Genomic DNA, 11,500 nt, shown 5'->3' on the forward strand with positions numbered 1-11,500 from the left:
TGGGTCTGCATAGGTCAACCTTCCCTGCCAGAACGCGCGGCGCGGGCAGGGGGGCGGCCCGGCTGGCTGTCGGCGCGGACCGACCCCCCACCCTCGGACTACGCACCCGGCCCGCCCCTGGCGCGCGCCGAGGGGCGGTGACGTCCTACCCAGGAAGACGGTCGCAGCGGCAGTCCCATGGACTTTCGCCGCGCCCAAGGCCGGCGTGGCCCGCCTGTGGCAGCATCCTGCCTCCCGCGGGCCACCCGCCGGCGTCTCTTTCCAGCAGGCAGTGCCTGACCACGCGGACCGGCGCATCTTGCCGGGCCGGTTCTTTCGCATGTCTACCTCGCACGCCGCTTCCTCGCCCGTCCGCCGCCCCCTCGCCGACCGCCAACGCCTGGGGCTGCTTGCCCTGTCGATCGTGCTCATCGCCTTCAACCTGCGACCGGTGTTCTCCAGCCTGTCGGTCGTGTTGCCCGACATCGTGGCGGCCACGGGCATGTCGGCGGCTGCGGCCAGCGCGCTGACCACGCTGCCCGTGATCTCCCTCGGTGCCTTCGCCATGGTGGCACCCTGGCTGGGTCGGCGCCTGGGGCTCGAGCGCACGCTGCTGGCCTGCATGGGGCTCATCACGGCCGGCACGCTGCTGCGCGGCTCGGCGCAAATGCCGCTGCTGTTCGTCGCATCGGCCATGGCAGGCATCGGCATCGCGGTGGCCAACGTGTTGCTGTCCGCGCTGGTCAAGCGCGACTTCGACGGTCGCACGGCGCTGATGATGGGCCTCTACACCATGGCCGTCTGTGCCGGCGCCGCCTGCGGTGCGGGTCTGACCGTGCCCTTGCAGCAGGCGCTGGGGCTGGGATGGCAGGGCGCGTTGGCAATGTGGACCCTCCCGGCCGCGGTGGCCCTGGTGCTGTGGGTGCCGCGGGCCTGGTCGACACGGCGGGATGCGGGCGAGTCCGGCTTCCGGGTGCGTGGATTGTGGAGTGACGTCCTGGCGTGGCAGGTCACGCTGTTCATGGGTTTGCAGTCGGCCCTCGCCTATTCGGTGATGGGGTGGCTGGCGCCCATGCTGCGCGAGCGGGGCCTGGCGGCGGCGACGGCGGGCTTCGTGGTGTCGCTGTCGGTGCTGGTGCAGGTGCCGACCTGCCTGGTGCTGCCTACGCTGGCACAGCGCCAGCGCAACCAGGTGGCGCTGGCCGTGGGGCTGGCCGTGCTCACGGTGGGCGCGTTGTGGGCGTGCATGTTTGCGCCGATGGGCGGGATCTGGGGATGGGCGGTGCTGCTGGGCATTGCGCAGGGCGGCACCTTCTCGCTGGCGCTCACGATGATCGTGATGCGCTCACCCGATGCGCGGGTCGCCGCCCAGCTTTCCGGCATGGCGCAGGGCGTGGGCTATCTGGTGGCCGCCACGGGGCCGATGCTGGTCGGCCTGCTGCGGGCCTGGACGGGCAGCTTCCGCGCGTCGGCCCTGCTGTTCGGGGCCCTTGGCGTGGCGCTCGTGCTGGCCGGCGCGGGGGCCGGGCGCGCGCGCTTCGTGAAGGCGGCGGCCCTGCCGCGCTGATCAGTCGAGCCGTCCTGCCGCGTTCTTCGACATGCCTCGCGTCTCCGTCAAGTCGCTCTGTGCCTTCGCGGCCAAGGCCGGGGATCTGGACATCCGCTTCGTGCCGGCGCCGACCGCGCACGAGGGGCAGGCGGGGCATACGCTGGTGCAGTCGCGGCGCGGACCGGGCTACGAGCGGGAGGTGGCGCTCGAGACCGTCGTGCACGGACTGCAGGTGCGCGGTCGCGCCGACGGCTATGACGCCGGCCAGCGGCGGGTCGAGGAGATCAAGACCTTTCGCGGCGAGTTCGAGCGCATCAAGGGCAACCATCGTGCGCTTCACTGGGCCCAGGCCAGGACCTATGCGGCGATGCTGTGCGAGCGGGACGCGCTGTCCTCCATCACGGTCGCGCTGGTCTACCTCGACCTGGCCAGCGGCGAGGAGACGGTGCTCCAGGAGCAGTGCCAGGCCGAGGCGCTGCAGGCCGCGCTGCAGACCATGTGCGAGGCCTACGCACGGTGGGCGCAGCAGGAAGAGGCCCACCGCACGCTGCGCGACACGCAGATGGCGGAGCTGGTCTTTCCGCACGGCGATTTCCGCACCGGCCAGCACAAGCTCTCGCGCGACGTCTATCGCGCCGCCGCGCGGCGGCGCTGCCTCATCGCCCAGGCGCCCACCGGCATCGGCAAGACGCTGGCCACCACCTATCCGCTGCTGCGTGGCCTGGCGGCGCATGGCACGGACAAGGTGTTCTTCCTCACGGCCAAGACGCCGGGGCGGCAGGTTGCGCTCGATGCCCTGCGGCAACTCGGCCAGGGCCGGGCGCTTCGGGTGCTGGAGATGACGGCGCGGGAGGCGGCCTGCGAGCGGCCGGGCGCGGCCTGCCACGGCGACAGCTGCCCGCTGGCCAAGGGCTTCTACGACCGTCTGCCGGCGGCCCGGGCCGAGGCCGCCGAGGCCCGCTGGCTCGACCGCGAGGCGCTGCGCCGCATCGCCGCCGGCCATGGCGTGTGCCCCTACTTCCTGGGGCAGGAGATGGTGTGCTGGAGCGATGTGGTCGTGGGCGACTACAACTACTACTTCGACGGCAGCGCCATGCTCTATGCGCTGGCCCGCGAGGAGGAATGGCGGGTGGCCGTGCTGGTCGACGAGGCCCACAACCTGGTGGACCGCGCCCGTGCGATGTACTCGGCGACGCTGGTGCACGGTCTGCTCGCCCAGGCCGACGCCGCCGCGCCCGCCTTCGTGCAGGCCGCACTGCGTCGGGTGCGTCGCGAATGGCGCCAGCTCGCCCAGGCGCAGGCCGGCGCCTATGCGGCCATGACCGTCCTTCCTGAGCCGCTGGTGCGCAGCCTGGGCGATGCGGTTGCGGCCCTGTCGGAGCTGGCGGCCCAGTCGTCGTCGGAGCTGCCGGGCCCGCTGCAGGCGCTGTTCTTCGAGCTGCTGGCCGTGGTGCGGCTGGCCGATGTCTTCGGTCCGCATTCGGTCTTCGAGGTCGCGAACACGCCGCATGGCGAGCCGCTGTCGCTGACCGTGCGCAACCTGGTGCCGGCCGGCTTCCTGCGTCCACGCTTTGCGGCCGCGTCCACGGCGGTGCTCTTCTCCGGCACCATCGCGCCCTTCGGTTACTACCGGGATCTGCTGGGGTTGCCCGAGGATGCGGTGGAACTGGAGGTGGACTCGCCCTTCCGCGCAGAGCAGCTTCGGGTGGATGTGGCCCGTGACGTCTCCACCCGTCTGCGCGACCGCCCTCGCTCGCTGCCCCGGGTGACGGCGCTGATGGGGCGGCAGTTTGCGCAGCGACCCGGCAACTACATCGCCTTCTTCAGCAGCTTCGCGTACCTGGACATGGCCTTCGAGGCCTTTGCGCGTGCGCATCCCGAAGTGACCGTGTGGCGCCAGTCGCCGGCCATGTCCGAGCGCGAGCGCGCGGACTTCGTCGCCCGCTTCACCCCGGCCGGCCGGGGCATCGCCTTCGCGGTGCTGGGCGGCGCCTTCGCGGAAGGCGTGGACCTGCCCGGCGACCGGCTGGTGGGCGCCTTCGTGGCCAGCCTGGGTCTGCCGCAGCACGATGAGCCCAATGAGGTGCTGCGCGAGCGGATGGAAGCGATGTTCGGCCAAGGCTATGCCTACACCTACCTCTATCCCGGCATGCGCAAGGTGGTGCAGGCGGCGGGGCGGGTGGTGCGCACCGAGCAGGACACTGGGGTGGTCCATCTGCTCGACGACCGTTTCGCGCGGCCGGAGGTGCTGGCACTGCTGCCCCGCTGGTGGCAGGTGACGGGCGGCACGGCACCCTAGCTTTCTCCCTGGCCGAACACGGCGGGTCGATACGCAGCCTTTTGGCGCCGGCTTGTAGGATGAATCGCCAATTCGCCGGCTGCCGGTTGACCCTGCGGGGTCGGTGCGTGCAGAGTTCGGGCGCCGCCTCAACGCCTACCTGCATGGACAAGCCGCCATCCCTGGGCAGCGTCAGCACGCTGCCCCGCCGCTCCGCGACCCCCGCTCCGGACTACCGGCGCATGGTGGAGGCCGTGGAGGACTACGCCATCTTCATGCTCGACGCCAACGGCGTGATCCTGAGCTGGAACCGCGGCGCGCAACGCCTCAAGGCCTACGAGGCCGACGAGATCATCGGCCGGCATTTCTCCATCTTCTATCCGCCCGAGCTGCTGGCGCGGCGCTGGCCGGAGCACGAACTGGCCGTGGCGGTCCAGGTCGGCAAGTACGAGGAGGAAGGCTGGCGCCTGCGCAAGGACGGAACGCGCTTCTGGGCCAGCGTCACCATCACGCGCATCGACGGCGACCAGGGCCAGGTGCTGGGCTTCGTCAAGGTCACGCGCGATCTCACCGACCGGCAGCGTCAGCAGGAGGAGATCCGCGCCAGCGAGCAGCGCTTCCGGCTCCTGGTGGACAGCGTCAAGGACTACGCCATCTTCATGCTCGACCCGAGCGGCCACGTCGTGAGCTGGAACGCCGGTGCGCGTGCCAACACGCTGGCAGGATGCCCTCCATGTCAGGGTTTTTCGCGCCTTCGAACCAGGAACCAGAAGACCTATGTTCAGGACGATAGAAATAACTTGGTGTCGGATTTCCTTCGCTTCGTGAAGGCAATGAATCCGAAGTCGGTAATGCTTGAGAACGTTCCTTCTCTTGGTCGGGATGGGCGCTTCACAAAAATGAGGAATCAGCTCATCTCGCTGGGCTACGAGGTCATTGTTCATGTGCTTGATGCGGCCGACTACAGAGTGCCGCAGCGGCGTAAGCGGCTCATCATGCTTGCGTCACGCGTCCACACTCCCGCCTTGGCGCCTGCAGCGCAGCAGCGTGTGACTGTACGCCAAGCGTTGAGCGGCCTGACTCCTCCGTCGCGCACGAAGGACAAACTTCACGCTATTCCGGAGAATCGGTCGCAGGCGGTTCGAGACCTTATCAAGCTAATCCCCAAGAATGGCGGTAGTCGCTCTGATCTTGGGCGCGAGCACCAGCTTGCCTGCCATTTGCGTAGCGACGGCTTTAAGGACGTGTATGGGCGGATGGCATGGGATGACGTGTCGCCCACTATCACCAGCGGGTGCCACAACCCGTCCAAGGGGCGGTTCCTTCATCCGTCTCAAAATAGAACTATTACGTTGCGTGAAGCTGCGCTGCTTCAAGGTTTTCCTTCCGACTATCGGTTTGATGTCTCCCACGGCAAGGAGGCGATCGCCTTGATGATTGGTAACGCCCTTCCGCCGCCCTTCATCGCAGCCCATGCCGGTTCGCTCCGTCAAGGCCTGCTCTCGGTGTGTCAAAGCACCGCGTCGGCTGGGCGTGGAGCGGCTTTGGAATAGCCTTACCCCGCGATCTGATTGCTCGTTGCGTTCGAGTGTTTCTGATGGGCAAGATCTCATCGGAGCAGCGAAGCCGCAATATGGCGGCTGTTCGGGCAAAGGACGCGGCACCGGAACTTGCAGTTCCTAGCTTGCTTCATCGCCTCGGTCGGCGGTTTCGACTTCGTCAGGCCGAACTGCCCGGTAAGCCGGACATTGTGTTGAAGCGGCATAGAGTCGTCATCTTTGTCCACGGATGTTTCTGGTACGGACACAGTTGTCCGCGTGGGAGGACTCCGACGAGTGGCATGCGCAGCAGCCCCTCGATGCGGCTGACCGGGTGATCGGCGATGCGCGCGAGCACTTCGCGCACCTGGCCGCGAGCGCCGTCGGCCAGTGCCAGGGTGGGCCCGGCGTAGTGCGCGAACAGCTTCTCGCCGGCGCGGTGCTGCTGGCGCATGGAGCGCTTGAGCGTCCTGGCGTAGCGCTCGTAGTGCTCGCAGAACTGGGTGAAGCCCCAGGTGCGCTCGCCGGGGTGGGCGGCGCGGTATTCTTCCCACAGCAACGTCAGCGTCACCCCCCTTGCGGCGCAGCTCGACGTGCACGCGGGCGAAGTCGGGCTGGGCCACGCGACGCTGCTCGGCCGAGATGCCGAACAACCGCCGTTCCAGCTCGGCCAAACCCAGAGTTTCGACAGCGTCCCAGCGGTTCAGGCCCGCAGCGCTGGCCAGCGCCACGTACTTCGCCACCACGCTCTTGGAGACCGACAGGCTCCGGGCGATTGCCCCATGCGACAGGCCGCCGTGCAGCTTCAGTCGCAGTACATCCTTGATCATGCGTATGTCCATCGTTGGCGGCCATCGGCGCTCCTGCAAAAGGCCGGCAGCCCATGGCCCTGCGGGTTAGTCATACGCAACCCTTTCACTCCCCCAGACCTCGCCGGTCACGGCTCCGGACTAATCGGTCACGATCCCGGAAGGGGCGGTCACGGATGGGCCGAAATACGCATCATCGGCCGCAACAAGCCTCATCGTGGTGACCGCAAATGGGTCATTGGGTTCATCGAGTTCTGTCGACTGTCTAGCCCAGGACTTTTCCAATCAACGCGATGGCTTGCGGAAGCTTTTCAAGCCCGAGGTCCACGAGCTTCAGTGCGAGGTGTTTTGTGGTCTCACCTGGCAGCTCGCGAAGCTGATCAAGGTATCGCTTCTTTTCTGGGGGGGGCAGATCCGATGCCTCAATGCGCGCCTCGATCAGGCTCTTGATAGTGTCGTCATGCAGTTGAATCGTCACCACGCCCAGGATTGCCGACAGGCCCCCGTCCTGCTCAAGGAAGTCAATGCCCCGCGCGGAGATGCGCACGCCCCAGAACCGGTGGTCGCCCTCTTCATCGACCTCGAAGCCTTTACCCGCCTCCACCAGGCCATGCGCCTGAAGGTACAGAAGGTTCGCGACCACCTTCCGCTCCTGTTCCGGAAACCCTCCTGCAAAGTTGCGGATGAGGTTGGGGTTCATCGTCGGATAGTCGTCGCGCAGTTGTTCCAGCAGGCTGCGTTGCAAATCGCGGTCAATTTTCATGAGCAGTCCGTTCCTGAGTTCTTCGTGGGCTGTGAGATGTCTTATTGTGCGCAGGGGTGGACCGCTCACCATCTACTCGGAGGTGCCCATGCGGCTCATTGACGACTGTCGCAGGTTCTGGCGATTCGCCAGCGTGCGGGTGCCCGGTAGCCAGCGCCGGTAGCCGCAGCACTGGATTAACTTCGAGCCGCAGCAGGAAGCCAACGATGCGGATCACCCTCGACTGCGTGCCCAAAATAGGGCTGAGCGTGGCCGTAACCTCCAGTTCCGCGTCGACGTCGAACGCAAAGCCGCCGCCCAGCGACTTCCAGGGTCCGTAACGAGGTTGGTCGTACTCGGCCGACCGCTTGAACGCCATGGTAAATGGCGCCATTAGGTGTGCGTAGATACAACTAAGAATGACGCCGTCACCGAGATCCAACGCGTCCTCAGCAAGCTCAAACCCGCAGGCGTCGGGTGAAGGTCGAACTCTGTCTTAACTACCTGCTCGCCAACACCCGCGGCACGCGCGTCAAGCTGCTCGTGCACGACGGCTTCGGCGTGTAGTGGGCGGGGCGCAGGCTTAGCGCCGTGCGATTCGTCTGACCAGGCACGACGAGCGCGACGCCCTTGCTGTCGCTCACAACGGCGCAGTTCGAAGCCCTGGTGCCTGGTCTGCCGCGTCAGCGCCCTGCCTCTACGTTTCTATTCCTAGACCTGCAAAAGCGGTGAAGCGGGCTCACAGTTTGGCGGTAGCCATTAGCTCTTCCATCGAAATACCTAGCCCAGCAGCAATGTGGATGACATTCATTACTCCTGGATTCTGAACCCCGCGTTCGATGCCGCTCATGTATGAACGGTCTAGGCCACTTCGGTGGGCAAGATCTTCCTGAGAGATCCCTCGCTGCAGCCTAAGCGAGCGAATCGCATTGCCCAGCGCCACGAGCGCGGGATCAAGGGCGTACTTTCGCGAGACCATCGGCATGGACACGATGGTCCGGTCTTGTGTAATATTTGACCACGGAAGATATTCCACATGGCCAAACACTTTTGTCCTTCTCCTTTTCCCTCGACGCAGCGGCAGCAGCTGCCTGTAGCCTTGGTGCGTAAGCATCCGGCGAAGTCATCTTGACTTCGCCAATCAGGCTCAGCGGACGGCGGCCGCGTGCTTCCAGCGATGCGGCAGCAGTTCTCCGATCCGACTGGCAGGCAGGGTGGGCAGCCGCTCCAGCACGTCCTTGAGGTAGACGTACGGATCGTGGCCGTTGATCTTGGCTGAGTGAGCCAGGCTCATGACCGCTGCGGCACGCTGGCCCGCGCGTAGGCTGCCGGCGAACAGCCAGTTTGACCTGCCAAGTGCAATCGGCCTGATCTGGTTCTCGACCCAGTTGTTGGAGATGGGCACGTCGCCATCGTCGATGTAGCGCGTCAGCGCCTTCCATCGCTTCAAGCTGTAGTCGATGGCCTTGGCGCTGGCCGAACCGTCCGGCACGAGTTGGCGCTGTGCCAGCAGCCATTTGTTCAGCGCTGCGGCCACCCTTCGCGACTTGCGTTGTCGAACGCGTCGTCGCTCTTGGACCGTGGCTGCGGCGAGGTCCTCTTCGATCCTGAAGAGCACCTGGAAGTACCTCAGCGCCTGGTGGCCGACCTTGCTAGCGTGGTTGACCCACAGTTCGTGGAACTTGCGCCTGGCATGCGCGACGCATCCCGCCTCGGTGACGCCGCGCTCGAAGCTGGCCTTGTAGCCGGAGAACCCGTCGGTCACCAGCGTGCCGCGCCAAGCCTGTTCGCCGTTGCCGTCCTGGCGCAAGAAGCCGCGCACGTTCTCCCCGCCACGGGTCTGCGCGAAGTTGAACACCACGGCCCGGGTCGCGTTGAAGCTGGTGGTGCAGTAAGTCCAGATGTAGGCCTTGTGGGTCTTCTTGTTGCCCGGCTTGAGCATGCCCACCGGCGTCTCGTCGGCATGCAGCACATCATGGCGCAGCAGCTCGTGCGTCAGCGCGTCCACCAGCGGCTGCAGCCGCGCGCCGCATTCACCGACCCACTGCGCCAAGGTGGAACGCGCGATCAGCATGCCGGCGCGCTCGAAGACGCGTTCCTGGCGGTACAACGGCAGATGGTCGAGGAACTTGGCCACCAGCACCTGGGCCAGCAGAGCGGCGGTGGGAATGCCCTTGTCGATGACGTGCGCGGGCACCGGGGCCTGCACCAACTTCTGGCAATGCGCACAGGCCCACTTGCCGCGCACGTGGCGCTCCACCGTGAACACGCCGGGTTCGTAGTCCAGCCGCTCGGCGACGTCCTGGCCGATGCGTTTCATGGCGCAACCGCAGGCGCAGGCGGTGTTCTGGGGCTCGTGGTGCACGTCGCGGCGCGGCAGGTGCGCCGGCAGCGGCTCGCGCCTGGGGCGTTGCTTGGCCTTCTTGTCCTTGGCGCCCTGCGCTTCTTCATCGGCCTGTTCGAGTTCGGCCGTCAACTGCGCGATGTCGCTGTCCAGCGTCTCTTCGATCAGGCTCTTTTGCTCGGCGCTCATGCCAGCGCAGAACTTCTCGCTGGTGACGGCGTACTTCAGCCGCCGCAGGTTGGCCACCTCGTGCGTGAGCTTGTCGATCAGCGCCTGCTTGAAGGTGGCTTCGCGCGCATGGCGCGCGAGCAGTTCGTCCTTGGCCGCCATCTCGGCCATCAGCGTCAGCAGCGCTTGGCGCATCTGCTGCGGGTCCAGGGCGTCGAGTTGCTGCGGGGCGATCACAGGTCGTGATCGTGCCGGCCCATGGCGCTCTGGTCCATCGGCAGATTCGGCAATTGCGCAGCGTTACAGCACCCGGATGACGCCGGCCTCGCCGACGCGTTGCCACGGCAGGCCCAGCACGAGGGCATCGAACTGTGCCTGGCTGAGAGCGGCTGTGGCCGCGCCTTCCTTCGGCCAAACGAACTTGCCGCTGTTCAGGCGCCGCGCTGCCAGCCATACGCCGATGCCGTCATGCACCAGCACCTTCATGCGGTTGGCGCGCCGGTTGGCGAACAGGTACGCGTGATGTGGGCGCGCCTGGCCGAACACGTTGACGACGCGGGCCAAGGCGGCCTCTGTCCCGGCGCGCATGTCCAACGGCTGTACGGCCAGCCACACCGCCTCGATGCGGATCACCGCAGCAGCTCACGCATCCAGCCTGCACACTCGGCAGCAGCCGTCATCGGCCAGGACACCGTGATCGTCGTCGCACCGCGGCGCACGTCGATACGTATCTCCGTCGGCTGCGCGACAGGCTCAGTCATTCGGACCGGGACGAATGTCGATGCAGAAGTTGCAGGCTGGCCCGTCACCACGGCTTGCGGCAACTCGGCCTCGCGGACCCAGCGGCGCAGCAAGTTGGCATTGATCCCGCGCGCCAAGGCCACCGAGGCCATCGACATACCGGCCTGCGAGGCCGCGGCCACAGCGTCGGCCTTGAATTCGTCGCTATGCAGCCGTCGGCGCCGACGGCCTGGCGAGGGCTGCTGTTCGGTAGTGTCCACGTGTCCACCAAGAGTTCTGGTGGACACGAGCATCCTTTGCTCCTATCGCGCTTTCAAGATGACTTCGCCGGACGCTTACCTTGGTGCGCTCACGGCAGCGGGAGAATGTCACGCCAGTGAGCGCTAGCGCTCGGAGGATTGGGGCCCAAGTGAAATCATTGCGATTGGCGTCCGGCGCGTCTGGAGGCCTGCTCGCGCGCAACGCCGAGGTTTCTCGCTCCATGCTGTCGCGTATCGAGCGTGGCTTAGTCAATCCATCGGTAGAGATGCTGGAGCGGATTGCTGCTGCACTTGGCGTGCCCGTCACGCTGTTGTTCGTGGATCCCGACTGCCGTATAAATTTCAGCCACGTGCTCTCAGGGCAAGGGCTAGCCATTCAGGGAGAAGGTGTGGCGGATGGCTACTGCTATCAGTTGCTTGGGCCAAAGCTGTTCGGTCGACGGGCCCTTGAACCCTACTTGGTAACGGTCATGGATGAGGCAGGTCCTTACCTGTCCGCTCAAAAAGCCGGCGTGAAGTTCATACAGATGATCTCGGGTGAGGTGCGATATCGCGTAGGTAGTCCGCCCTGAACAACCCATAAGCCGTTGATCTGGCAGGAAGTTTGTCAGCCGGGCGGGCGCGGGATTTGCAAGGTATAAGCATCAGCAGATGCTGTTTCTTGCAAATTCCTCCGAGGAGTCCGATGGGCCCGAAGCCTTCGCAGCCGCAAACGGCCGAGCTGTTCCGTCCAAGGCTGGACGAGCAGATCAACATGAAGCACCCGCTGGTCAAGCTGGCGGCACTGATCGACTGGGCCGAGATCGAGCGCACGTTCGCGGTCTCTTTCACCTCCGGGCGCGGCCGCCCTGCCTTGCCATCGCGCCTAGTCGCCGGGCTGCTGTACCTGCAGCACACCTTCGATGCTTCCGACGAAGCCGTGGTCAACACCTGGGTCGAGAACCCCTACTGGCAGTTCTTCTGCGGTGAAACCTACCTGCAGACCGAACTGCCCATCGATCCGTCCAGCCTCACGCGCTGGCGCCAGCGCGTGGGGGAAGAAGGCATCGAAGCGCTGCTGGCAGCCAGCATCGACGCCGCCCGGCGTGGCGG

10 protein-coding genes and 3 pseudogenes are annotated in these 11,500 nt (G+C 66.1%); 7 read left to right on the forward strand and 6 right to left on the reverse strand.

The annotated features are described in order from the left end of the window. Positions 1-319: 319 nt before the first annotated feature. From ABIC63_RS08440 to ABIC63_RS08455, 5 genes and pseudogenes are all read left to right on the forward strand, one after another. On the forward strand, positions 320-1,546 hold the full coding sequence (locus tag ABIC63_RS08440) for a CynX/NimT family MFS transporter (RefSeq protein ID WP_354319418.1): 1,227 nt from the start codon (positions 320-322) through the stop codon (positions 1,544-1,546). Positions 1,547-1,577: 31 nt separating this feature from the next. Next, entirely contained in the window at positions 1,578-3,827 is a 2,250-nt protein-coding gene (locus ABIC63_RS08445; RefSeq protein ID WP_354319419.1) for an ATP-dependent DNA helicase, read from the forward strand. Between the two features lie 143 nt (positions 3,828-3,970). Then, positions 3,971-4,513: pseudogene (locus ABIC63_RS29900) on the forward strand (PAS domain-containing protein); the annotation flags it as partial. Positions 4,514-4,528: 15 nt separating this feature from the next. Further along, positions 4,529-5,359: pseudogene (locus tag ABIC63_RS29905) on the forward strand (DNA cytosine methyltransferase); the annotation flags it as partial. An 80-nt stretch (positions 5,360-5,439) separates the two neighbouring features. Further along, positions 5,440-5,682 carry a hypothetical protein gene (locus ABIC63_RS08455; protein WP_354319434.1) on the forward strand — a complete coding sequence of 81 codons (243 nt, stop codon included), beginning with the start codon at positions 5,440-5,442 and terminating at the stop codon, positions 5,680-5,682. A gap of 23 nt (positions 5,683-5,705) precedes the next feature. Here ABIC63_RS08455 and ABIC63_RS29910 read toward each other — a convergent pair. From ABIC63_RS29910 to ABIC63_RS08480, 6 genes and pseudogenes are all read right to left on the reverse strand, one after another. Beyond that, positions 5,706-6,174, reverse strand: a pseudogene (locus ABIC63_RS29910) (IS21 family transposase); the annotation flags it as partial. Positions 6,175-6,418: 244 nt separating this feature from the next. Further along, positions 6,419-6,916: a hypothetical protein gene (locus ABIC63_RS08460; protein ID WP_354319421.1), complete on the reverse strand. Its 498-nt coding sequence runs from the start codon at positions 6,914-6,916 to the stop codon at positions 6,419-6,421. 718 nt (positions 6,917-7,634) lie between these two features. Next, a complete protein-coding gene (locus ABIC63_RS08465; protein ID WP_354319422.1) occupies positions 7,635-8,009 on the reverse strand; it encodes a helix-turn-helix domain-containing protein in 375 nt (124 codons plus the stop codon). A 33-nt stretch (positions 8,010-8,042) separates the two neighbouring features. After that, on the reverse strand, positions 8,043-9,644 hold the full coding sequence (tnpC, locus tag ABIC63_RS08470; RefSeq protein WP_502935855.1) for an IS66 family transposase: 1,602 nt from the start codon (positions 9,642-9,644) through the stop codon (positions 8,043-8,045). A 63-nt stretch (positions 9,645-9,707) separates the two neighbouring features. Then, entirely contained in the window at positions 9,708-10,040 is a 333-nt protein-coding gene (gene tnpB / locus ABIC63_RS08475; RefSeq protein ID WP_354319423.1) for an IS66 family insertion sequence element accessory protein TnpB, read from the reverse strand. Beyond that, complete coding sequence (locus ABIC63_RS08480; protein WP_354319424.1) at positions 10,037-10,441, reverse strand: transposase; 405 nt, start codon at positions 10,439-10,441, stop codon at positions 10,037-10,039. The genes tnpB and ABIC63_RS08480 overlap by 4 nt, the downstream gene beginning before the upstream one ends. 116 nt (positions 10,442-10,557) lie before the next feature. Here ABIC63_RS08480 and ABIC63_RS08485 point away from each other — a divergent pair, with 116 nt between their 5' ends. Further along, entirely contained in the window at positions 10,558-10,980 is a 423-nt protein-coding gene (locus ABIC63_RS08485) for a helix-turn-helix domain-containing protein (protein ID WP_354319425.1), read from the forward strand. 113 nt (positions 10,981-11,093) lie between these two features. Further along, positions 11,094-11,500 (forward strand): transposase (locus tag ABIC63_RS08490; RefSeq protein ID WP_354319426.1); only part of this gene is annotated, 407 nt, incomplete at its 3' end.

The organism is Pseudacidovorax sp. 1753, assembly GCF_040544975.1.
GTDB lineage: Bacteria > Pseudomonadota > Gammaproteobacteria > Burkholderiales > Burkholderiaceae_C > Xenophilus.